At 33.0% G+C, this 23,401-nt stretch carries 27 protein-coding genes; 19 read left to right on the forward strand and 8 right to left on the reverse strand.

Features of this window, described 5'->3' with window-relative positions; translation table 11 throughout:
• Positions 1-457: 457 nt before the first annotated feature.
• Positions 458-940, reverse strand: coding sequence for a DUF6438 domain-containing protein (locus EL260_RS07060; RefSeq protein WP_123859536.1), 483 nt, complete (start codon positions 938-940; stop codon positions 458-460).
• Between the two features lie 297 nt (positions 941-1,237).
• Between EL260_RS07060 and EL260_RS07065 the strand changes: the two genes are divergently transcribed.
• From EL260_RS07065 to EL260_RS07090, 6 genes are all read left to right on the forward strand, one after another.
• Complete coding sequence (locus EL260_RS07065) at positions 1,238-2,746, forward strand: tetratricopeptide repeat protein (RefSeq protein WP_123859537.1); 1,509 nt, start codon at positions 1,238-1,240, stop codon at positions 2,744-2,746.
• Positions 2,747-2,752: 6 nt separating this feature from the next.
• Positions 2,753-3,178 carry a LytS family sensor histidine kinase gene (locus EL260_RS07070; protein ID WP_123859538.1) on the forward strand — a complete coding sequence of 142 codons (426 nt, stop codon included), beginning with the start codon at positions 2,753-2,755 and terminating at the stop codon, positions 3,176-3,178.
• 6 nt (positions 3,179-3,184) lie between these two features.
• Entirely contained in the window at positions 3,185-3,940 is a 756-nt protein-coding gene (locus tag EL260_RS07075; protein ID WP_123859539.1) for a LytR/AlgR family response regulator transcription factor, read from the forward strand.
• A gap of 369 nt (positions 3,941-4,309) precedes the next feature.
• Entirely contained in the window at positions 4,310-5,410 is a 1,101-nt protein-coding gene (locus EL260_RS07080) for a hypothetical protein (RefSeq protein ID WP_123859540.1), read from the forward strand.
• A gap of 133 nt (positions 5,411-5,543) precedes the next feature.
• The gene (locus tag EL260_RS07085) at positions 5,544-5,744 is read left to right on the forward strand and encodes a hypothetical protein (protein ID WP_123859541.1); all 201 of its coding nucleotides are present in this window, start codon (positions 5,544-5,546) and stop codon (positions 5,742-5,744) included.
• A gap of 697 nt (positions 5,745-6,441) precedes the next feature.
• A complete protein-coding gene (locus tag EL260_RS07090) occupies positions 6,442-6,933 on the forward strand; it encodes a DoxX family protein (protein WP_123859542.1) in 492 nt (163 codons plus the stop codon).
• Between the two features lie 286 nt (positions 6,934-7,219).
• Here the strand turns inward: EL260_RS07090 and EL260_RS07095 are convergent, their stop codons facing one another.
• Positions 7,220-7,465: a hypothetical protein gene (locus EL260_RS07095; RefSeq protein WP_123859543.1), complete on the reverse strand. Its 246-nt coding sequence runs from the start codon at positions 7,463-7,465 to the stop codon at positions 7,220-7,222.
• A 311-nt stretch (positions 7,466-7,776) separates the two neighbouring features.
• Here EL260_RS07095 and EL260_RS07100 point away from each other — a divergent pair, with 311 nt between their 5' ends.
• Positions 7,777-7,956 (forward strand): bacteriocin-like protein, encoded by a 180-nt coding sequence (locus EL260_RS07100; protein ID WP_123859544.1) that lies wholly within the window; start codon positions 7,777-7,779, stop codon positions 7,954-7,956.
• Positions 7,957-8,223: 267 nt separating this feature from the next.
• Complete coding sequence (locus EL260_RS07105) at positions 8,224-8,673, forward strand: hypothetical protein (RefSeq protein ID WP_123859545.1); 450 nt, start codon at positions 8,224-8,226, stop codon at positions 8,671-8,673.
• A gap of 472 nt (positions 8,674-9,145) precedes the next feature.
• Here the strand turns inward: EL260_RS07105 and EL260_RS07110 are convergent, their stop codons facing one another.
• Positions 9,146-10,042 carry a helix-turn-helix domain-containing protein gene (locus tag EL260_RS07110; RefSeq protein WP_123859546.1) on the reverse strand — a complete coding sequence of 299 codons (897 nt, stop codon included), beginning with the start codon at positions 10,040-10,042 and terminating at the stop codon, positions 9,146-9,148.
• A gap of 198 nt (positions 10,043-10,240) precedes the next feature.
• Here EL260_RS07110 and EL260_RS07115 point away from each other — a divergent pair, with 198 nt between their 5' ends.
• The 8 genes from EL260_RS07115 to EL260_RS07150 all read left to right on the forward strand — a co-directional run bounded on the left by EL260_RS07115 (position 10,241) and on the right by EL260_RS07150 (position 17,574).
• Positions 10,241-11,092: an aldo/keto reductase gene (locus tag EL260_RS07115; protein ID WP_123859547.1), complete on the forward strand. Its 852-nt coding sequence runs from the start codon at positions 10,241-10,243 to the stop codon at positions 11,090-11,092.
• Between the two features lie 31 nt (positions 11,093-11,123).
• Entirely contained in the window at positions 11,124-12,275 is a 1,152-nt protein-coding gene (locus tag EL260_RS07120) for an aldo/keto reductase (RefSeq protein WP_123859548.1), read from the forward strand.
• A 12-nt stretch (positions 12,276-12,287) separates the two neighbouring features.
• Positions 12,288-13,271 carry an aldo/keto reductase gene (locus EL260_RS07125; protein WP_123859549.1) on the forward strand — a complete coding sequence of 328 codons (984 nt, stop codon included), beginning with the start codon at positions 12,288-12,290 and terminating at the stop codon, positions 13,269-13,271.
• A gap of 101 nt (positions 13,272-13,372) precedes the next feature.
• Positions 13,373-14,443 (forward strand): alpha/beta hydrolase, encoded by a 1,071-nt coding sequence (locus tag EL260_RS07130; RefSeq protein ID WP_123859550.1) that lies wholly within the window; start codon positions 13,373-13,375, stop codon positions 14,441-14,443.
• A gap of 78 nt (positions 14,444-14,521) precedes the next feature.
• Entirely contained in the window at positions 14,522-15,151 is a 630-nt protein-coding gene (locus EL260_RS07135; protein WP_123859551.1) for a flavodoxin, read from the forward strand.
• Positions 15,152-15,183: 32 nt separating this feature from the next.
• Entirely contained in the window at positions 15,184-15,924 is a 741-nt protein-coding gene (locus tag EL260_RS07140) for a carboxymuconolactone decarboxylase family protein (RefSeq protein ID WP_123859552.1), read from the forward strand.
• Between the two features lie 18 nt (positions 15,925-15,942).
• Complete coding sequence (locus tag EL260_RS07145; RefSeq protein ID WP_123859553.1) at positions 15,943-17,025, forward strand: alpha/beta hydrolase; 1,083 nt, start codon at positions 15,943-15,945, stop codon at positions 17,023-17,025.
• 87 nt (positions 17,026-17,112) lie between these two features.
• Complete coding sequence (locus tag EL260_RS07150; RefSeq protein WP_047437606.1) at positions 17,113-17,574, forward strand: cupin domain-containing protein; 462 nt, start codon at positions 17,113-17,115, stop codon at positions 17,572-17,574.
• Positions 17,575-17,711: 137 nt separating this feature from the next.
• Here EL260_RS07150 and EL260_RS07155 read toward each other — a convergent pair whose 3' ends face one another.
• Both EL260_RS07155 and EL260_RS07160 read right to left on the reverse strand, forming a co-directional pair.
• A complete protein-coding gene (locus EL260_RS07155; RefSeq protein ID WP_123859554.1) occupies positions 17,712-18,299 on the reverse strand; it encodes a Crp/Fnr family transcriptional regulator in 588 nt (195 codons plus the stop codon).
• A 77-nt stretch (positions 18,300-18,376) separates the two neighbouring features.
• Positions 18,377-19,330: a beta-1,6-N-acetylglucosaminyltransferase gene (locus EL260_RS07160; RefSeq protein ID WP_228445348.1), complete on the reverse strand. Its 954-nt coding sequence runs from the start codon at positions 19,328-19,330 to the stop codon at positions 18,377-18,379.
• Positions 19,331-19,767: 437 nt separating this feature from the next.
• Here EL260_RS07160 and EL260_RS07165 point away from each other — a divergent pair, with 437 nt between their 5' ends.
• The 3 genes from EL260_RS07165 (at position 19,768) to EL260_RS07175 (ending at position 21,831) form a co-directional block, all read left to right on the forward strand.
• On the forward strand, positions 19,768-20,886 hold the full coding sequence (locus tag EL260_RS07165) for a DEAD/DEAH box helicase (RefSeq protein ID WP_164466657.1): 1,119 nt from the start codon (positions 19,768-19,770) through the stop codon (positions 20,884-20,886).
• Positions 20,887-20,937: 51 nt separating this feature from the next.
• Positions 20,938-21,132 (forward strand): cold-shock protein, encoded by a 195-nt coding sequence (locus EL260_RS07170; RefSeq protein WP_007845908.1) that lies wholly within the window; start codon positions 20,938-20,940, stop codon positions 21,130-21,132.
• A 225-nt stretch (positions 21,133-21,357) separates the two neighbouring features.
• Positions 21,358-21,831, forward strand: coding sequence for a MaoC family dehydratase (locus EL260_RS07175; protein ID WP_047437600.1), 474 nt, complete (start codon positions 21,358-21,360; stop codon positions 21,829-21,831).
• Positions 21,832-21,896: 65 nt separating this feature from the next.
• On the opposite strand, the gene EL260_RS07180 is transcribed toward EL260_RS07175, so the two are convergent.
• The 3 genes from EL260_RS07180 to EL260_RS07190 all read right to left on the reverse strand — a co-directional run bounded on the left by EL260_RS07180 (position 21,897) and on the right by EL260_RS07190 (position 22,981).
• The gene (locus EL260_RS07180; RefSeq protein WP_122637001.1) at positions 21,897-22,145 is read right to left on the reverse strand and encodes a heme oxygenase; all 249 of its coding nucleotides are present in this window, start codon (positions 22,143-22,145) and stop codon (positions 21,897-21,899) included.
• 147 nt (positions 22,146-22,292) lie between these two features.
• Positions 22,293-22,628: a cupin domain-containing protein gene (locus EL260_RS07185; RefSeq protein WP_047437596.1), complete on the reverse strand. Its 336-nt coding sequence runs from the start codon at positions 22,626-22,628 to the stop codon at positions 22,293-22,295.
• 140 nt (positions 22,629-22,768) lie between these two features.
• Positions 22,769-22,981, reverse strand: a complete 213-nt coding sequence (locus tag EL260_RS07190) for a hypothetical protein (protein ID WP_007845904.1) — start codon at positions 22,979-22,981, stop codon at positions 22,769-22,771.
• Positions 22,982-23,401 lie beyond the last annotated feature (420 nt).

A 23,401-nucleotide genomic window follows, 5' to 3' on the forward strand; every position in this document is an offset into this window, starting at 1 on the left:
TTCATGCTCAGGAAATAAAGATTTTAAATAAGACGTTGAAGAATTATATTATTATTCATCAGAAATAACTGACGATAGTACCTTTGTCTCCAAAGACAGAACAGAAAATATGTGGCTGGGCAAAAATGTAAGCATAAAAACGGTTAATTACTGGAGTAATGTTCCAATAGAGATTACTGCATATTGTTGCAAAAAAAATACGTTGATACTCAAACGAACCTTCCTTGGAAATAATATTGTTGGTGATAAAATTTATTTTAGGAAAAATAAGGAGAAATATTACTTTAATGCTCTGAATGAGTTTGAACAAAAAGGAGAGCAATGGTAATATACAGAAGTAAGAATACAGTTTAGAAAAAAATATTCACTGGGTTAAAAAACAGAGTCAATAAAGCATATAAAAACAAAATTCCTGAGACATCCTCAGGAATTTTTATATTTAAATATAATCATTATCTCAGAAACGATGAGGTTGTGTTGATTGCTTTACTTTTTTCCAACGCAGCTTAATGAAAAGAAGATCTATGTGTTCATATAATTTTATAAGCCCAGGGGTACCATGATTATCATGATCATATACTTTTTTAGGTTTTCTTTTAGAAAAATAAATTTCAAGATCGGTAGAAGGAAAGTCGACATACCCAATGTTTCCATAAGACTTCTTTAGCGTAGTAAAATCCATGTGGGTAATTACTTCCCAGTCTAGATAGCCCAACGTTGAGGTGTAATCACCATTCATGTTCTTGGGTATATTTCTTCGGGCATTCAGTTCAACTTTACCATTTTTATGAATAATGATCGTATAAGTAGGGCAATCCCCAGTCATACAATCATTCTTTTTAATGATGATCTTTTCTACGGAATTATTGGAATTTGTTTTTTTCTGACTGTTGCAGACAGTAGCGAGTAAAAGAAAAATAAATGAAACGAAATATTTCATATGGTAATCTGTGTTGGTGTTGAAAATGAGGTTAAAGATACAATAATATGGGGAAGATAAAAGAGATGAAAGAATGGGAAAAGATTATTTGAGTGGCCACGAATATCTTTGTATGATAATGGACGAATATTTAAATTAAAGTTTATCTCTAAGCTTAATTTTAATTTATATATTGCGCTCCGATTTATATAATATGGAAAATACTTAACGAAAATTTAAAGAAAAAAGAAATCGGAGGAGATATAAGCTCCCAAATGCTAATTTTTGTGTCCGAAATACAATTCTTTCTTTTATTTTATGTCTAAAACTAAACTAATAACGGTAACCACATTTCTATTTTTAATTTTTTCAAGCTCTTATGGTCAGGATAGAACTATTGATTCTTTGAAGAAGGTTTTGCAGAATTCGAGAATTCATGATACAACCAAGCTGATGGGGATTGCTACTATCATGGACCAAATACCGGCTAATGATAAAAGAGTACAGATCTTGAATGAGATGATGGGAAAATTGGCTTCGAAAAATTTAAAAAGTACAAACTCGCAGGATTTACATGTAAAATACACCAAATATCAGGCTGCTTATTATTCCAATCTAGCAGGACAATGTACCTTAAAAAGAGATGTAGTAGGAGCTGTGTCTAATATGGATAAAAGTATGTCATTGTTTAAATCCGTAGGAGCCTATGACGAAATGAATTATCTGATGGTGAATAAAGGGATCTTTTATTCTCATATTAATGATAAGGAAAGAGCTGTACAGTGTTTGTTTACCGCACTAAGGTATTTTGAGAAAAATCCGGAGGAAAATTCGGATGGAATTTCCTATGTAAATAATACATTGGCAACCCTGTATGGAGACCAGAAAATGTATGATAAAGCCATTGCTTACTCGAAAAAAACCATTGATTATTTTAATTCCAAGAAAAAGCTGGCTGGAGAAGATGAATACCGGTTGAGTGAAGCATTGGTCAACTGCGGGACCTTCTACCTATCTTCAAAGAGATATGAAGAAGCTCTCAGTTATTTTAATAAAGCACTTTCTTATTTCAGGAAGGTGAAAAATGAGGCTTTTACCGGGATATGTCTGGGCAAAATTGCACAGGTAAAAATGGCGGAAGGAAAATACGAGGAAGCCGAATTCTTTCTGAAAGAAGCTCTTAAAAATAATGATGACGAACTATCAAAAGCCAATACTTATATCAATTTAGGAGATTTATATTACCGGAAAAAAGAACTGAATAAATCAGAATCCTTTTTGTCAGAAGGCTTTCATATAAGTAAGAAAATCAAGAATTTACAGCTTCAGGAGAACGCTTCAGATTTGCTGCTGAAAGTACTCAAAGAAAATAATAACTTCAAGAAAGCGCTGGAAATATATGAATTTCAGGCTAAGTTAAATGATTCCAGTAATATGGAAGCTTCAAAAAATGCATTAGCACAACAACAACTCAAATATAATTTTGAAAAAAAACAATTAAATGCCGAAAAGAAAGCGGCAGTTAAAAACAACTGGCTGATTGCGCTTTCAGGAGTCTTACTATTAGTAGTATTGGGCGGATATTTTTACTACCGAAATAACAAACAGAAGCAAAAAATTACGGTTCTTGAAAAAGACAGAATAAAACAAAAACTTTTGCTATCTCAAATGAATCCACATTTTATTTTCAATTCGATAGATAACATTCAGAGCCTTATTATGAACGGGAAAGAAACTGTTGCGATATCCTATTTGAATAGTTTTTCAAAATTAACAAGGCAAATTCTGGAAAATTCTAATGAGAATTATATCTCGCTGAAAGAATAAATTGATATGGTTGAAAATTACTTATCCATACAGCAGCTTCTTTATAATAATAGGTTTAATTATAGCATCAATATGGTAAATATATCCGATACAGAATCCTATTTTATACCTCCAATGCTCACACAGCCGTTTATAGAAAATGCCATTAAACATGGAATTAGAAATAAAGATGAGAAGGGAGTAATTGAAATTGTTTTTTCTTTCGATCAGGAGAAATTAATTTTTAAAATAGCTGATAATGGGTTAGGGTTTAATGATGAGAAAAAACAGTCTGGGCATAAATCAATGGCTATGAAAATAACCAAAGAAAGATTACTGAACTATACCCAGAATAAAGATTTTGAAGTCATCTCAGAAAATAAAGTTGATGCAGAAGGAAACATAAAAGGAGCCAAGATTATATTTGAAATACCCTACATTCACGAAAACTAATACACCATGTTAAGAGCCATTGTCATTGATGATAATCAGGAAATCAGAAAGAAAAACTGTACTTTAATTAAAGCCAATTGTCCTAATATTACAATAATCGGACAGGCAGATTCTGTAGAATCCGGAATTGAAATAATCAGACAGCTATCACCTGATATTGTTTTCCTGGATATTGAAATGCCAGACGGTACCGGTTTCGACTTGCTTCAAAAGCTAAGTCCCATTACCTTTAAAACAATCTTCATTACAGGGTATGAAGACTTTGCCATAAAAGCCTTCCGCTTTTCCGCTATTGACTATTTATTAAAGCCATTAAATGCCGGTGAATTGGTGGAAGCCGTAAAAAAAGCTGAAGAGCTATTGAGTAAAGAAATTTTTGATATAAAACTCAATAATTTATTTGCCAATCTTGAACGTCCGAAGAATCTTCAGAATTTAATTCTGAAAACTTCAGATAAGATCTATTCCGTTAATATCCAGGATATTGTCAACTGTGAGTCGGATAAAAACTATACTACTTTTTACTTTATTAATGCACCTAAACTGGTGGTTTCTACCAATTTAAAAGAATATGAAAGCCTATTGACACCCTTTAATTTCTTTAGAACGCACCAATCGCATTTAATCAATATGGCCTATTTTGATCACTATATAAAAACAGATGGCGGGAATACCGTTGTGATGAAAAACAAGGTGGCCATTCCGCTTTCGGTACGAAAAAAAGAAGACTTTCTTCTTTTGCTGCAAAACCTTCAGGTTTAATTATTTTGAACAGATTTATTTAAAAAACCAACGAATTTCCTCTCAATTCCGGCAAATGTTCATTTGTCGGAATTATCATGATGTTTTATCCTATTATTGCATTGTAAAGATGGAAAAATAACAAGTATAGGATCATAGATCTTTAATTGTAAAGTTCCTAAGAAAAATACAAAAACTAATAACCTTATCCCAGGCTCTGATTTTACGGAGTTTGGGATTTTTCTTTATAAATAATTTCAGAAGCCGAACGAATTTCCTCCAAATCCCTACGAATATTCATTCATTAAAATTATGATTTTCTTTTGATTTATCATTGCATTGTAATTCTATTAAAGGATAGTTTATCAGTATAATAAAAAACAATATCATATGAAAAAACAAACTTTACTGTTTGGGTTGTTGCTATTATCGTTTAGTAATACCAATGCTCAGCTACTCAACAAAATTATGAATGCAAAAACTCAGGTGTCTCAAGCATCGAAGGTAGTAGAAAAAGGAGCCGAAATTGTCAAAAGAGACAAAAACAAAAAGGGAAGCAGTTCAGCGGGGTTAAAATTAGATTGGAGTACTTTCAAGCAGACTCCGGCTGTTACTTTCAACTCCCTTCTTTATGGAACTACTGCAGGAACAATTGATAGCTATACAGCCACTTTTATCCCTAATAAAACAGTAGACGGAAGAACGGTAAGTCCAATCACTGATCAGGCAGAATATTTAAAAATTAAGGTATATAAAAATAATCAATACATGAATTATTTTGAATATTCCGGGGATCAGGTTTTTGATGATGGTAAGAAAACGAAATTCAATGCACCGAGCAGCCGCTACAAACGTGATGATGAATTTGTGGGAAGATCTGAATCGTTTATAACACAATGGGGACCAGGAAATTACAGGTTAGATTTTTATGCCGGTGATAAAATGTTTTATTCATTTGATTTTGAATTGGTTAAGTTAACGAATAACGACCCTTATGCAGCTATCAATGAAATGTATGTGACGCGTGGTCCATGGAATAATTTTGCCTACATAAATTATGCTGATACAGGAAATCTGGTGTTTGGATATTATATCACTCACGAAGAGTTTCAGCCCAATCCTGCGAACAATAGAAAAACCAACAAAAGCGTAAAATGGTCTGTAAAAATGTTTAAAGACAATAAATTGTATGCGCAGAATTATGGGAATGGTCCAAGTACGGCTCAGGTAGAGCAGGGGAAATGGAACGATGTCTCTTGTGCCTTCAAACTCATTGATAAACCTGGTGAAGTTAAATTTTCGAGCCTTACGGACGGTGCTTACAAAATTGAACTTTCAGTAGAAGGAGAAAATAAGCCTAGAGTATACAATTTTACTGTTAAAGATAAAAGAATCGTTCAGATTCCGGAGCAGGATAGAAGCAAAAATACTGATCCAACCAGATTAATTGAAGGATGGAATGACTTCTTTTGGTTAAAATTGGAAAAATAATCACTTTTTCCATTAGTATCTTATGGAGTAAAAGTAACATCAGATAATAAACTCAGAGAATGAGTGCTGACTGCATTTATATGAGTTATAAAAAATTACATTTGAAAAAGTTCATACAGAATTAAATTAAAAAATGGATACATTATCAATAATAGATATGATATTAATGTTTTTAGTATTTGCAAATACAGCTTGGATTGGGATACTTTATGTGTTATCACAAAGCATAGTTGGAGAAACTAAAATTTCAAAGAAGGTAGGAACAACAAATGATAAAACAAATGAACGCCTTGAAAAAAGAAAATTAATTTCGAATAAATTATTAAAGAACTGATCTGAGATGAGGAGAATAGGCTGCGTAGGATGACTAATATTTTACACAGTAATAAGACATTTTTTAATAAGGTAAAGTCCTTCTGAAAATTTTCAGAAGGATTTTTTATGGATATGGAGTCTTTGGTTTTTATGTGGTTAAACCAGCCATTAATATTTTACTATATTTGTGTCCGTGGAAAGATGGATTATAGGGAAACAAACTGATTTATTGCATTATATAAAAATAGCGGGTCTGTTTTTAATGCTATCCCTTTTGTTTATTCATAAAGCAGATTATAGTAGATTCTCCACCACGGTTTTAAATATTTTTCAAACCAACTCCAATCAGAAATGTAACAAGATTTATCTTGAAGAAAATAATAAAACTCCAATAAAATGCAATAGCAATTATTGTTCAAATTTCTCACCCTTTTTTACAGCTTCTTTTCCTTCTTTTGGATTTGAAAAATTTATAGGTAAAGGAATTGGTGACCGATTCTTTTTGTATGATGATCCGCCCTATTGTTTGTTTTTTAACTCTATCTGGATTCCCCCTAAAATTTAACTTAATCGTAAGGTGCAATTAATAAGGATCTTACATTGTAAAATTTTTCCGGACAATACAACAATTATATCATTCAGGATTACATGATTCACTAAGATTCATGGGGTAAACCTTTGACTATGAATAGGTAATCAAAAAAAGAATTTAAAAAATGAAAAAAATAATATCAAGCTTCGAAAAAAAAAGCAACAACATTTACATTATATGCAGGATTTTAATAGGCCTGTTCTTCTTTATTGCAGGATTTAATAAATTGTTTCACCCTATATTTCAGGGGTATATGTTCAATACTATCAGCAGTATAGGATTTCCTTTCCCTCAGTTTACTGCCCATTTTACGGCTTTTTGTGAATGTATATTCGGTTTATTCTTAATGCTGGGTTTTTGGACACGAATAAGTTCTGTGTTTTTAATCATTATCATCCTGGTTGCTTTGTTTACCCACGATCTGAATTCAATTCCTAGGGATCTGAATCCTATTAAACCAGAAACAGGAATGTATGAAATGGACCCCTTTACATGGCTGAGTTACTTCCTTTATCTACCTCAGACATTATACCTGATGTTTTTGACTCTATTTCTGTTTCAAGGGTGTACAGGATTGGGGATTGACACTTTGAGGAAGAAAATTCATAACAAGTAAGTAAATATTCATTGAAAAGAGGCTGTCTCAAAAGGGCAGTCTTTTTTATACCTGTAGTGAATGCAGCGGCAAAGATTGTTGATAATAGTAAGAAAGGGTTGATTTTATGTTTGAAATTTTGAGACTAAATAAACATAAAGAATTGCAATGCTAGGGCTTAATTTGTTTTTACAATTATGCATTGCTTAAAAATAATGAAAAAGTTATTCTGAAAAAATAAACCATTAAAGTTCAGAATAACTTTTTAAACTCGCACAATTGCGGAGGTTCTGTTCTTTTCATAGCTTTATTTTTCATCTCTATTCATTCCAAACATGGAATCAATCATTTTATTAGCTACTTCCCAAGCGTCTTTAAAGCTGTCTATTATTTCATTCCAACCTCCCACAAGGTCGTCTTTGATTAATAGTTCAAACCATCCTTGCTGAGTCGCATCTTCATTGTTTTGTTTTTGCGTCTCAATGTAACTTTTGGCATGTTCTACCAAATTACTTTGGTTCAGCTCTTCTTGATTGGTGTTTTCTGAATTCATGAGAGTATTATTTTAAAAGTTTATATCAAAGTTAGGGATATTTTGAAATATTTTTAAAATTATTATGATTAAATAACTAAATCCTACATTGGAAACCGATCCTGAATTTTTGTAAAAACAACTTTAAAAATTAGACATAAAGTTTGTCGTATAAAGATTGGTTATGTCTTTTTAAGAAATGAATGAAATAAATTATGGTATTTGTAAATAATTTTATTATTGTTGATTTAATTTATTAATTTGGGGGTGAAATTAAAGCGGAATCCGAAAAGCTTAGCCAAGAGTAGGAATTAAAACAAAAACTAATTATTATGAAAAATCTAAAAAGAGTTTCAAGAGAAAACTTAAAAATTGTACAGGGAGGATATACACCAGAATGTGTAGCCAGTATGGAGTCTTTTGGATGTCAGTTAAATCCAGGGCCTGGTTTAACATATATGTCTGTTCCGGGCTGCCCCAGCTCCGTTAAAAGATATTGTATATTATTTTAAATTTCTGTTATAAAAAAATACAGCTTCTATCGGGACTAGCAATAATATTATCTGGACAACCTCTGACTTAAGAACTTACAGTAGCGAAGGGAAATTAATTAAGACTTCCGAAGGGAAAGGCAGTTTGGTATTTATAAAGAATTTGTCAAATGGAAGCTATTTTGTCAAAAACAGGGTTATTTATAGGGATACTACAGGATTATCAGTGGTTTAATCAAGCAAACAGAAACATAATCTCAAAAAACGATGCGAATACAATTAATATTTATGCTGATTTTTTTGCTTTCATGTGCAAAACAACCTGAAAAGAAAATAGAGAATGACAATTGGGAAAAATTAGAGGTTATCACTCTTTTTCAGAAAATTACAATTGAAAATCATTCTGATAGTTCGGAAGTTGAAAATATTATCTGGAATAAACAGATTTATAATATTCCTCCAAAATATATTATTGAAGACACTGTAAAAACAAAAATTTATCTTAGCAAAAATGAAAAAGACAGCTTAAAAAGTTGGATTAAATCTTCAATTCTTAAACCCAAATTTACTGCTTTAAATGCTTCTGATTATGTGGGAAATGTAGAATTAAAATACATTGACAGAAACACCACATTGAGTTGTAAATATTATTCTGTTGGAGAATGGGATAAAGTATCAGAAAATACAAAAAAAATTTATGACTTATTGAGCAGTAAAACAGAGTTATCCAAACAGTAAAAACCCTTTCAATTCAGAAGAGGAGAGTTTATACTGTACTACGAGATAATAAAAAGAGAAACTTTGTTTGCTAAGGAGATAGAAAACAAAAGAGTAGGTGACATAGTGGAATATAAAAAATCAGCTACCCATTTAACCACCCATAAAATCAAAAACCTCTGAAATCTAAGATTTCAGAGGTTTTTTGTACCCATAAACGAAGAGATATCGAAACATTTAGTGGAAGATTTGGAAAGAATCGTAGAATTAAATAATCCTTTAATGTGACCAAGACTAGCGTATCTTCAAACACTTTTATCAATGATTTGCTACGTTTGAGGCAAATTAAACAAGAATTATATTGCAATAGTAAGTCTTTATTTGGCTGTGCTTTTCTCTATATTAATTGAAAATAAAATAGAGGTATTTGGTATGAGAGTTAGAAAATTTTTGACTTCCAAATAAAAAGTAAATAATTATTGTGATAACAGATTTAATTCAAACTTCTATATTCATTAGGAGTGACACCCGTTCTCTGCTTGAAAAGTCTGATAAAATGCTGTGGATATTTGAATCCTAATTCATAAGCAATCTGAGCAATAGATTTATCAATGTTGAAAACTCTTTCCTTGGCAACATCAATAATTTTATTCTGAATATATTCCTGCGCAGTTTTTCCTGTTTCTTTCTTAATCAGATCTCCAAAATAGTTGGGTGAAAAATGTAATTCATCTGCACAATAAGCCACAGATGGAAGCCCTACGGTATTAGGTTTCTCAGATGAAAAGTAGTTGTTTAGTAATTCTTCAAATTTTTCTAAAGTACCCTTATTTATATTTTCCCGCGTAATAAACTGCCTGTCATAAAAGCGGTCACAATGATTAAGAAAAAGCTCAATATTTGATGTGATGACTTTTTTACTGTGTTTATCTACTGGTCGGCTCAATTCAGATTGAATATCAGCGAACATTTCCAAAACCATTTGCTGCTCTTTTTTAGAGAGGTGTAATGCTTCATTGGTTTGATATCCGAAGAAACCGTATTCAGAAATACTTTTAGCTAAAGAAGTTCCCTTGATTAAATCCGGATGAAAAACTAATCCGTGTCCCAAAGGCTGATAGATGTCAATTTTATTTTCTACATCAACAATTTGTCCCGGAGAAACAAAAACCAACGTTCCTTCCTGGTAATCATAAGTTGCCCGACCGTACTTGAGGTCACCGCATTTCACATCTTTTAAAAAAATACAGTACAGATTAAAGTACATTTTAGACCCTGTCCTTTTATGCGCTTTTGAAAAATCTATCACACTTACCAAAGGATGAAGTGTCTCGTGTTGATTAAATTGATTATAATCATCGACTGTTTCAAAATTGATTGAATTGCTCATTACTGTATCATTTTCTAATGCAAATCTAAAGATAAAAATAACCTCTTTTTTACAATCAGACTCAGAACAGTAATATTGGTTATAAATTCCGTAATCTGTCTACCAATATGCTTATTAATAGGTTGGAAATTTGCAATAACAAGTTGATAAACAATATTAACTTCTTTATGAAGCAATAATTTAAATTAAAATCAAAAAATGAAAAAAGTAATATTAAACAACGGCGTAGAAATGCCGGTTTTAGGATTTGGAGTATTTCAGGTACCGGATCCTGCAGAATGTGAAAAAGCTGTTATTGGTGCTATTGCCACTGGATATAGATTAATCGATACTGCCGCATCTTACGGAAATGAACAAGCTGTTGGTAATGCGATTAAAAACAGCGGCGTAGCAAGAGAAAATTTATTTATAACAACAAAGCTTTGGGTGCAGGATGCTGGATATGAAAATACATTAAAAGCTTTTGAAACATCATTGAACAAACTTCAGTTGGATTACCTGGATTTATACCTTATTCATCAGCCTTATGGAGATGTTTTCGGTTCTTGGAAAGCAATGCAGGAATTATATGAGCAAGGAAAAGTAAGAGCGATTGGAGTTTCCAATTTCCATCCGGACAGGATTGCAGATTTGATTGCTAATAGTGGATTTACACCAGCAATTAATCAGATTGAAACTCATCCTTTCCATCAACAAACAGAAACTCAAAAATTCTTAATTGAAAATAATGTACAGATAGAATCCTGGGGACCTTTTGCAGAAGGAAAGAATGATATTTTTAATAATGAGGTTTTAAAAAAAATCGCTGCAAAATATAACAAATCTGTAGCGCAAGTTATTTTGAACTGGTTGACCACAAGAAATGTTATCGTTATTCCGAAATCTGTAAGAAAAGAAAGAATGGCTGAAAATTTTGACATTTTCGATTTTGAATTGTCATCTGAAGATATGGATGCTATCGCAACATTAGATACCGCTTCAAGCTTATTTTTTGACCACAGAGACCCGAATATGGTCAAATGGCTGAGTGAAAGAAAATTGGATTTGTAAGTTAAAATTTAAGCAGTAAAAACATTCTAAAATGAATAGAAGAAATATTTTGAAAACAGCAGGACTTGCGGCAGTTGGAAGTGCATTATTACCATTTGATTCATTATTGAAAGCAGCATCACTTGATAATAAATTGGTTGAGAATAATAAAGAATCAGGTCTTTTATCGGGTCGCAGAAAATTAGGAAAGTCATTGGAAGTTTCTGCCATTGGTTTGGGCGTTCAGAATATGAGCAGAACATATCAAACGACGATTCCTAATCGTAAGCAAATGCACAATATCATTCAAAAAGCTTTTGATAATGGCGTGACTTTGTTTGATACAGCAGAGGCATATGGCCCATTTAAATGCGAAAAAATTTTAGGAGAAGCCACTTCTTCATTCCGAAATAAAATTGTGATTGAAACTAAATTTGGGTGGAATATCGACCAACAAACCGGAGCACGTTTACCGGGATTAAACAGCAAACCTGAACATATCAAAATCGTTGTTGAAGGAATGCTGAAACGACTTCGCACAGACCGAATTGATTTATTATATCAACACAGAGTTGACCCGGAAGTTCCAATCGAAGATGTTGTAGGAACGATACAGGATTTAATAAAGCAAGGAAAAGTTCTGCATTACGGATTGTCCGAACCCGGAGTTGAAACAGTAAGACGAGCTCATAAAATTCATCCTGTAACAGCCATTCAAAATGAATATTCCTTGTTATGGAGAGGTCCGGAGCAGAAAATTCTGCCACTTTGCGAAGAATTGGGTATCGGTTTTGTGGCTTGGAGTCCACTCGGGGTAGGTTTTACAACTGGAGCAATCGATGCTAATACAAAATTTGCTCAAGGCGATATCCGTGGCGGAGAAACCCGTTTTTCTCCTGAAAATATTAGCCAAAATTTAGCAATGGTAGAGGTTCTGAAAAAATGGGCTGAAAAGAAAAATGTAACACTGGGGCAGATTTCGTTAGCTTGGCTATTACATCAAAAACCCTGGATTGTTCCCATTCCGGGAACTACACAAATGGCACATATGGTAGAAAACAGTTTTGCTGATAACATAAAATTCACAACAAATGAATTTAAGGAATTAAGCAATGAGTTAAATGCTATTAAAATTATCGGAGATAGATTGCCTCCTTTTGTACAGCAATTTTCCGATGTGGAAGCGCCTTTAAAAACAAAATAAAATTTAGTAAAAATGGAAAAAAGAATATTAGGAAATAACAAATTAGAAGTTTCCGCATTAGGATTAGGATGTATGGGATTAAGTTTTGGTTATGGAAAAGTAACCGAAAAACAGGAAGCCATTCAGTTAATAAGAAGCGCTTTTGAAAATGGCGTAACTTTTTTTGATACAGCTGAATGTTATGGCCCATTCACTAACGAAGCATTAGTTGGAGAAGCATTGAAACCTTTTAGAAAAGATGTTGTCATTGCTACCAAATTCGGATTTGAAAATGGAGATTCTACAAAGGGCTTAGACAGCAGCCCTGCAAGAATCAGAAAAGTGGTAGAAGATTCTTTGAAAAGATTGCAGACAGATTATATTGATTTGTTTTATCAGCATAGAGTTGACCCCAATGTTCCGATTGAAGACGTTGCGGGAACTGTTAAGGATTTAATTAATGAAGGTAAGGTTAAGCATTTTGGTCTTTCTGAAGCTGGCGTGGAAACGATTCGCAGAGCACACGCAGTACAGTCGGTAACTGCTTTGCAAAGTGAATATTCTTTGTTTTACCGTGAACCTGAAAAAGAAATCATTCCTACATTGGAAGAATTAGGAATTGGATTTGTACCGTTCAGTCCGTTAGGTAAAGGTTTTTTAACGGGAGCGATTAACGAAGAAACAAAATTTGAAGATTCTGATTTTAGAAATATTGTGCCTAGATTCTCTGAAGAAAACAGAAAGGCAAACCAGGCTTTAGTAGATTTATTAAAATCAATTGCAACGGAGAAAGAAGCTACTCCTGCTGAGGTTGCATTGGCTTGGCTTCTTGCTCAAAAGAGTTTTATTGCTCCAATTCCCGGCACTACCAAATTACATCGTTTAAAAGAAAATATTGGCGGCGCAGATTTAAAACTGACTTCTCAGGATTTATCTGAAATCGAAGATGCTCTTTCTGTAATTAAAGTTGTTGGAGAAAGATATCCCAAGCATTTAAAAGAAAGAGTTGGAAAATAAGGATACTAAAATCAATCAAGTGTAATATTTTATTCTTAAAAAGAAAACTGTATTCATTTTCTTTTCTAAATTATTGATAATTAACTTTAAAAGAACGAGCAATGACAGATAAAACAATAAAATATTTAAGCCTAATCATCTTAATTTTAGTCTCCAATTTTTTTGTTAAGGCACAAAATAAGGTGGCACAAAAACCAATTACTATTGCATCACAAGGCAATTTTTCAGCCGGTGGATCGGTTATCAAAAGTGAAGGCGTTTTCGATCCTTTAAAACCTTGGAATGTTTCCCAAGGTGGACAAACAAGACACGGAGACCACGCTGATGTTTTTTATCAAATTTCTGTAAAACCTAAAAAACTTTCGATGGTTTTCCTGCACGGTTACGGGCAGTCCAGACGAAGCTGGCAGACCACTGCGGATGGAAGAGAAGGATTTGCCAATCTATTTTTAAGAAACGGTTATAGTGTTTACCTTGTCGATCAGCAAGGTCGTGGAGAAGCTGGGCAGACTACAAAACCAGGACAAATTAGCGGGACGCCGGATGATCAGACTTGGTTTACTCAATTTCGAATTGGTTTGTATCCCAAATTCAATGATGGCGTTCAGTTTCCAAAAGACAGCATTTCTATGGACCAATTTTTCCGGATGATGACGCCAAATACAGGAAATGTAGATGAAGCAACGATTGTTAATGCAATGTCTTCAGTTATGGATAAATCAGGAAACGGGATTCTTTTTACCCATTCGGCAGGAGGTTCACCTGGATGGAAAACAGCCATTAAGAATGAAAAAATTAAAGCTGTTGTTGCCTATGAACCCGGAGGATTTACTTTTCCGGAAGGAGAAGAGCCTGAAGGAAATCGAGGAGGAAAAGGTGTTCCGATGCAAGATTTTATGAAACTGACAAAAATCCCAATCGTAGTTTATTATGGAGATTATATTCCAACTGAAGAAACTAATGCATCATCTCTAAATTTTTGGAGAAATGTTTTAGCAACAGCAAGACAATGGGCAAAAGTTGTCAATAGTCACGGTGGTGATGTTACTATTGTCCATCTTCCGGAATTGGGAATCAAAGGAAATACTCATTTTATAATGTCAGATCTGAATAATGTAGAAGTCGCAGAATTATTATCAAAATGGTTGAAAGAGAAAGGTTTGGATAAGTAACATTGGTTATGATATCCGTAATCTGTCTACTGATTTTAAACTGCTCTTTTCTGAACTTTGTTAAACAATAATTGATATATGAAAAAGTTGAAAAATTATAGTGTATGGTTTTGTGCAGTACTTCTGTTATTATCATCTTGCTCAAAAGCTCAGAAATCAATGTCTGAAAAAAAAGAAATGCCGAAAGACAAAAATGTGTTGATTGTCTATTTATCAAGAACAAAAAATACAAAAACAATTGCAGACATCATTCATCAAAATGTCGGTGGAACCTTAGTTGAGCTGGAATTACAGAATCCTTATCCCGAAGATTACAAAGAAATTGTAGATCAGGTCGCCAATGAAAACGAAACGGATTTTCTGCCTCCGCTTAAAACCAAAATTGAAGATATTGAAAAATATGAAGTGATCTTCTTGGGATTTCCAACCTGGGGAATGCAGTTGCCACCTCCTATGAAAAGTTTTTTGAGCCAGAACAATTTTAAAGGGAAAACAATTATCCCATTCAATACCAATGCAGGTTACGGAATCGGAAGCAGTTTTGAAACCGTGAAAAAATTAGCTCCAGATAGTAAAATATTAGAAGGATTTACCATAAAAGGAGGAATTGAACGTGATGGAATTTTATTCGTAATGGAAGGAAAGAAGAAAGTTGAAGCGGAAAAGAAAGTGAAAGAATGGCTGACTAAAATCGGAATGACTAAATAGAGTCCTTGAATTAATCTTTAAAAAGTAAAATAATGAAGCAATTGAAATATTTCATTCTAATCATTCAAATAATAAGTGTATCACTTTTTCCAACTGATATGAAAGCACAACAATTGACAACACAAAGCAATAATCTAAGTGGAAAAGATAAAAGTACCATTGCCATTTCTTCATTTACGGCACAAGGTAAATTAGAGGAATTAAGAGCAAGTTTAAATAATGGTCTGGATGCAGGATTAACAATCAATGAAATAAAAGAAATTTTGGTACATACTTATGCTTATTGTGGTTTTCCGAGAAGCATAAGAGGTTTACAGACTTTTATGGAAGTTCTTGATGAAAGAAAATCCAAAGGAATAAACGATACTATAGGAAAAGAAGCGTCAACTATAGAAAATGATAAAAGTAAATATGAGCGGGGAAAAGAAATTTTGGGGCAACTAACACAAACACCGCAATCCGACAAACTTTCGGGTTATTCAGCCTTTGCACCGATAATGGATACATTTCTAAAGGAACATCTGTTTGCTGATATTTTTGAAAGAGATGTCTTGACCTATGCTCAAAGAGAATTGGTGACGATTTCCGTAATCAGTGCAATTGGTGATGCCGAGCCAATGCTGCAATCTCATTTAGGTATTTCGTTAAACGTTGGATGGACACCACAGCAGTTGAATGAATTTGTTACTGTTGTCAGTTCTACTATTAATAAAGAAAAATCAAATGCAGCAAAAATGATTTTGAATCAGGTTTTAAAAAACAGATCTAAATAATCTGCCAAATATTGAAATATGAAAAAGATAATAATGTCAATGACTGCATTAATTGTTTTAGCAACAAGCTTTAATATGAATGCACAAACCCAAAAAACAAAAATGGAAAAAATTGAGGTAATCAAACGTAATAATCCTTTCGGACTGGTTTATGATGATGCAATCACAGAAAATGTAAAAGGAAAGGTAAATATCCATCCGGTAAAATATAAATTGAATGGAATTGATATTGCAGCCAATGTCTACACTCCGGCAAATTATGATCCTTCAAAAAAATATGCAGCAATCACTGTCGCACATCCAAATGGAGGGGTTAAGGAACAGACAGCGGGACTATATGCACAACGCTTAGCAGAAGCGGGTTATATCACCATTGCGGCAGATGCATCTTATCAGGGAGCAAGTGGAGGAGAACCCCGTCACACCGATAAACCCGTTTACAGAACAGAAGACATTCACGGAATGGCAGACTTTATTTCTCAATATCCCGGAGTTGATATTAATCGAATCGGAGCATTCGGTACCTGCGGCGGCGGTGGTTACACATTGAAAGCTACTCAATCGGACAAAAGATTTAAGGCTGTCGCTACTTTAAGTATGTTCAATTCTGGAGAAGTAAGACGTAATGGATTTATGAATTCTGGTTTGAATACTATTCAGGAGCGTTTGAAACAAGCTTCCGACGCAAGGGCACAGGAAGTAGCGGGTGGTAAAATAATATATTCAGGTGTGGCAAGTATTACCGATGAAGAAATTCAGAAAACAAATACGGATCTCTATCGGGAAGGTTATATTTATTATTATCGCACCAATGCTCATCCCAACTCTACTTTTTTATATCCCACCAGCAATTTACTGGATTTAATGACCTGGGATGCTGCGGACAATATGGATTTGATTAATCAGCCTTTATTGATGATAGCTGGAGGTAAAGCTGACACCAAATATATGACCGATGAAGCTTTTCAGAAAGCAGTAAATGCAAAAGGGAAAGAACTATTCATCATTGATGGTGCCACGCATATCCAAACGTATTGGAGACCTGAATATGTAGAAAAAGCAGTGAGAAAACTGACTGAATTTTTTGGAAAAAATCTATAAAAACATGAAAGTTCTACCATTCGTTACGGTAGAATAAATTATAACAAGCCATGTATTTATTAAAGAATTAAGATTAAATATATAAATATGAAACAAATAGTTACATTACTTTTATCAATATTAATTGTATCAAGCTGTTGTAGTAAATCCACATTGGAAAGAGCAAGGACTAATATTTTTCCTAAAGGGGGAAAAGTAACCAATAACAATTTTACAGGCAACGTTTGGCTGCAAATGCTGGGACAGGACGAACAGACACTTAATACGGGTGTAGGCAATGTAACTTTTGAACCTGGAGCGAGAACTAAATGGCATCTTCATCCCGGTGGACAAATTATCCTTGTAACTGATGGGATAGGATATTATCAGGAAAAAGGGCAGCCGAAAAAGATTTTACATAAAGGAGATGTTATCAAATGTCCTGCAAATGTTGAGCATTGGCACGGTGCTAGTGAAAATTCATATTTCGTTCAGATTGCAGTCACTGATAATAAGAAGGGTTCGGTCGAATGGTTACAACCTGTGACAGAAGAAGAGTATCATAAGTAATGGAAATGGGGAAGATTCTTAATAGATAATTATTAACCAATCAAAAATAAATTTTATGAAAAGCAAACCTAAATTATTTTCTGTAGCCATTATAATATTCAATTTGGAAGTTTTTAGTCAAGTAAAAAGATATATTATTAATAAAATATTTTGCGATTGATAACCAGGAGTATTCCTAGATTTTGCAGTTTTTTAATTGTTCTTATAAAAGTTTCCACTCGTAATCCTGTTAGCGATGCAATTTGCTGTCTGGTGAGAAATACTTGATAAGAATCAGTCGGAGGTTTTGATTTTTTTAAGTAGTTGAATAGATTCGTTATTTTTTCTGACGGGCTTTCTGATGCAAATCCTTTCATCAGGTAGGTATAATGCATATTTTCTGCGGTATATTTGTATAAATCTAACAGTATTTTGGGATTATCTTTTAGCATTAAATCAAAGCCCAATCTTTCCAATTTGATTATCCTAGAGTTCTCCATTGCAATGGCACTTACAGAATATGGATGTTTTAAGAACAGGAAAAGTGCTCCTAGACAATCACCTTGAATAGAAATGTTGTGAATAAATTCACGACCCGCTTTTTTCTCACTGACAATCTTCACAGTTCCTGTTGAAATTTGAAAATAAGAGACTACGTCATCATTTTCTTTAAATACATATTTTCCCTTTGTAAAATTTACAATTTTAGCTCCATAGTTCATCAAAAGCTCCTCTTTTATCAGCATCAATTTTTATTTTAATTATTCATATGAAACTATCTTGTGTGCAGTTCCTAATTTATTTACAAGCGTACAAAGCTTTCTTATGACCATTTGTCATCGTGATCATTTCTCTTAAGTTCTCTTTCAACTTCATTAATTTCAGGTAAAGGAAGAAGATAAGTGTCATTAATATATTTTAGAATATTTTTATTTGTTTTATCATCTATTTTTCTGATGAAAAGGTCATTGGAGGATTTTAGAGTTTCTATGAAGTTGTCAGCATATTGGTCTTTACTAAAAAAAGTTTTTTCAATGACTGCTCTTTTATCATCATTCACAATAATATCACTAAAGGCTGTGTTGAGGAGTACTGTCTGGAAAAATGATTCAGCTGGTAAAAGAGTGTGAAGGTAATAATCTTCAAAATCCATTACCCTTTTATTATTGGTTAAAAATACACAGGTTTCTCTTGTAAGGATAAGCCATTTCCCACCAATATAAGGGATAACTTCCTTCATAAATTCTCTTTTATAAATAAATGAAGATATTTTATGGGTTAGCTCTGTAAAATGATTTTGTATCCTTTGCAGTGTATCAGGCCTGTAAAATTTCTGGTCATAATAAAAAAGATAATTTCTTCCGTTATTAACGGTAAGGAATTGACGTATAATATTTTGTGACTTGAGTGGGGAGTCTTCACCACTCAGGTTGATAAAATAATCCCAGTCATGACTTACATTCAAAAGATATTCCATCGCATTAAGTTCAGCCCGGATCATACTAAATCCTCCGGACACAATATTCATGCTTTCCAAAATATACACATTGGGGAAGTGTATTAAATATAATTGTATTTCTTCTGTAAATTCTGCTTTTGCTTTCCGGTCGATATGAATAAGGTAAAACTGATCCCTTGTATAAATTTTTTGAAACATTTCTTTAAATGTATCAGGTTTATGATGGATCATAATAAAATAAGCAATCCTCACCTGCAGAGCTGAATGCAGGTCTGTAGTTTGGGAATGGGGACGAGTTATGTACAATGACTTTTGCATGGGGCTGAAATTTAAAATCATCCGCACAGGCAAACAATTCAGTTTATGTGCGTAAGCTACGAATATATTTTTGATAATCAGTTAATTAAATTTACTGTTGCCTAATTGTTTTGTTGTATATTTGCAATACATTTATAAAACAGGTTTCTGCCTTTGCCATTCTGTAATAGTTTAAACTCACCATTTTTTCTTTCAGTTTTTGCTTTTTCAGCCACCCAATTATCAATCGGGTTTCGAATGTGAAAACACTCCATAAGTCTTTTCATCCTAGAATGATACGTTATTGCAGGCTCATGAATACTACACAGGTAATTTATCGGAAGTTAAGCAAGTAAAATGATGAAGAAAAAAGATTTTTTATTCATCATTATGATACACCAATTCAAATTCTGAAAAGGGAATTTGCTTACAAAATATCGGGAAGACCGAACATTATGATGAGTTTCAAAAATTTAAATTTAATCAATCCCATTATCCGTGCTGTAACAGAAGCAGGGTATTCTAAGCCAACTGAAATACAGTATACAGTAATACCCCATATTCTTGCAGGAAAAGATATTATAGGATGTGCCCAGACAGGTACAGGAAAAACGGCAGCATTTGCAATGCCTATTCTTCAGTTGTTAAAAAAATATACCCCTGATCATAAAGAGATCAGAACATTAATACTTACACCGACCCGGGAATTAGCAATACAGATTGAAGAGAATTTTGCTGTGTACAGCAAATATTTACCTTTATCACAACTCTCTGTTTATGGAGGAGTCCCAGCGGGCGGACAGCTTGCGGCTCTTAGGAAAAGAGTAGATATTCTGGTGGCTACACCTGGCAGATTGCTGGATTTGGTTAATCAAAGACATATTGATCTTTCTAAAATAGAAATATTTGTTTTGGATGAAGCAGACAGAATGCTTGACATGGGGTTTATCAATGATGTCAAAAAAGTTTTAAAGCTGATTCCCCAGAAAAGGCAGACCTTATTTTTTTCGGCCACAATGCCTTCAGGTATAAGAAAATTTGCGGAAACAATTCTGAATAATCCTGTAGAGGTTACTGTAACTCCGGTATCTTCAACCGCACAAACGGTGAAACAATCCGTTTATTTTGTGGAAAAAAGAGATAAGACGGGTTTGTTGATTGATTTATTGCAAAATGAAAATATGAGGCGTTCACTGGTTTTTACCCGTACTAAGCATATTGCCAATAAGCTGGTACAGCAATTGGAAGGAGTAGGGATTTTTGCTGCAGCGATTCATGGGAACAAATCTCAGACCGCAAGACAGAATGCACTTGATGATTTTAAAAGCAGTAACATTAAAGTATTGGTAGCTACAGATATTGCAGCCAGAGGTATTGATATTGATGATCTTCCACATGTAGTAAACTATGAGCTTCCCAATATTCCTGAAACGTATGTTCACAGGATCGGAAGAACCGGAAGGGCAGGAACGGAAGGTACCGCTATTTCATTTTGCGATACCGATGAGCGCTTAGATCTTAAAAATATTCAAAAACTGATAGGATTCACAATGCCGGTCAGATCATTTTATAAATAAAATCTGTAGAGTTTACAGAAAACAATAAATAATTTTTTAATAATAATTACAATGCAACAAGGCACAGTAAAATTTTTCAATGAAGCAAAAGGCTTCGGATTTATTTCTCCTACAGACGGGAGTAAAGATATATTTGTACATTCTTCAGGATTAGACACAAGATCAATCCGTGAAAATGATAAAGTCGTTTTCGATGTACAAAAGAGTGATAAAGGTTTAAATGCGGTTAATGTAAAACTGGCATAATTAAACTTTAATATCATCTGTTTGAAATAAATATTATTTTCAATTTCAGTATTATATTTTTATATTTTTTTACAATTCAAAGTCCAGTAACCTTTGAAATATTGTTTGAAAGAACATTGATGTAAATCACTTTTTATTTTCCATTATGTTCATTTGCCTCTCACATTTTGTGAGAGGTTTTTCAAGAAAGAATTCCAATCAGTTTAAATAAAAAGACAGACAAATATGATTATCATTAACAATTTTATTGAGTATAAGGCTTTCGAAGGACAAATGGTTGGGTTTTCTGACTGGCACACCATAGATCAGAATCAAATCAACAGGTTTGCAGAGGCAACCTTAGATGACCAGTGGATCCATATTAATAAAGAAAGAGCTGAAAAAGAAGGCCCGTTCAAATCTACTATTGCTCATGGCTATTTGCTTTTATCGCTGATCCCTTATCTCTGGAAACAAATTGCTGAGGTGAGAAACGTAAAAATGGAAATCAATTATGGAATTGAGAATCTTAAATTTGGTCAAGCTGTAACTGTAGGTAGTGATGTAAAACTTCAGGCAACTGTAAAATCTGTCACCGACCTCAGGAGAACCATAAAAGTAGTGGTAGAAGCAAAACTTTTGATAAGAAATCAATCTAAGCCCGCTTATACAGGAGACGTTATTTTTCTATATCATTTTTTAGAAGAAAATAATAGGTAAACCGTTCGTATTAAATATATACTTACTTATCTGCAAGGAATCTGATTTGTTAAATAACATCCTAATCATTCCAATCTTACGACAAAGTAATGTTCTATCGTTTTTTGGGCTTTTTTACACATTGATAAAAGATCAGTATTGGATGTGTTCTCAAAAGTAAAACTATCATGGGCTTTAACAATATACTCGGTTACTATTTCAATATTCATTATATCGAGTTCTATTACATCACTTTTCATCCTATCGTCTTCTTTGAAGAAAGGGATTTTACGGAAAATTGAGTTTTTAAAATGAAAAAGGTGTATTATTTTCATGACATCAAATAGTATTTAATTTTGGTGATCTTTATTTGTAAAAGAAATAATAATGGGATTTTCAGCTTAGATGGTTCAGAGAATTATTTTTGAATTTCAATTTTTTAAAATATCTTTTCTGTTAAAATAGATAAGGTATTTAGATTATTAATTATCGCTTCTTATTATTGTTACGATCATCTTAAAGCGTTTATTTCCTTTTATAGAATGAGATTTATGGGCAGGAATAATAATACACTCACCTTCTTCCATAAAATAAGTGGCTCCGTCTATAATAATTTCTGCCTTACCTTCAATAATTTGTGCAAATGCGTCAAAAGGAGAAGTTTTTTCAGATAATCCTTCTTTTTCATCAAATGCTAAAGCGCTGATATTGCAAGGTAATTTTTCTAATATGGTCTTACTGACTACAGAATTCGATATGTATTCCACAATCTGACTGATAAGATATACTTTTGATTTTTCAACTTCTTGATGTTTCATCACTGCTTTTTTAAGTATGGAAGATTAGAATCTGTTGTAAATAAAAGGGATAGAACTGTCTGATATTCCATCCCTTTTTACAATTAAGTCTTTGATAAATATATTTTTATCAATAGGTTTTAACTGTTCTTGAAAACAATTTATGAAAGATTGATTTCTTTGATAATATTGAGAACTTCTTCACGGTTTTTTCTTAATCTATTTCCGATTCTTTCCAGCATCTCCCTTTCTTTCCCTTCTTCAAGCTTCAGGTCGTAGTCCGTTAATGTTGAAAATTTTTCTTTTAGTTGTTTTGACTGCTCAATCCAGTCTCCAGGAGTTTTGAAAAATTTGTCGTCTTTGTTTTTGTCCATATGGTGGATTTTATTGTAACTTTATTGCTACAGTACAAAGATGGGTGTTTAATAATCTATTGTATTACAGATTGTTTCTTTTATGTTGCACATATCACACTTTCGCAAAATTCCAGTTTTAATTTTTGAGCATCTGTAAGACGGTTGATCCTAAAAACAATGGTTTTGATGACTATTTATAAAGTAATAGAGATTATTGAGCCTTAGGACATGCTTGTAAACCTAAAATACTGCTATATAATTCCTAATAAGTTATTAATTAATTGTATCTTGCTGATTAACTACATTGAACTGATGATCCGGACTCTAAGTTCCGACATATTCACTTTTTTCATTATTTGATATTTCCAGTATATCCTCTCTAGTCTGCTTCAAATCATTTAGAAATTGTTTTTGAAAAAGGGAATATAAACCTTGTGA

The sequence above is a fragment of the Chryseobacterium nakagawai genome (assembly GCF_900637665.1).
GTDB lineage: Bacteria > Bacteroidota > Bacteroidia > Flavobacteriales > Weeksellaceae > Chryseobacterium > Chryseobacterium nakagawai.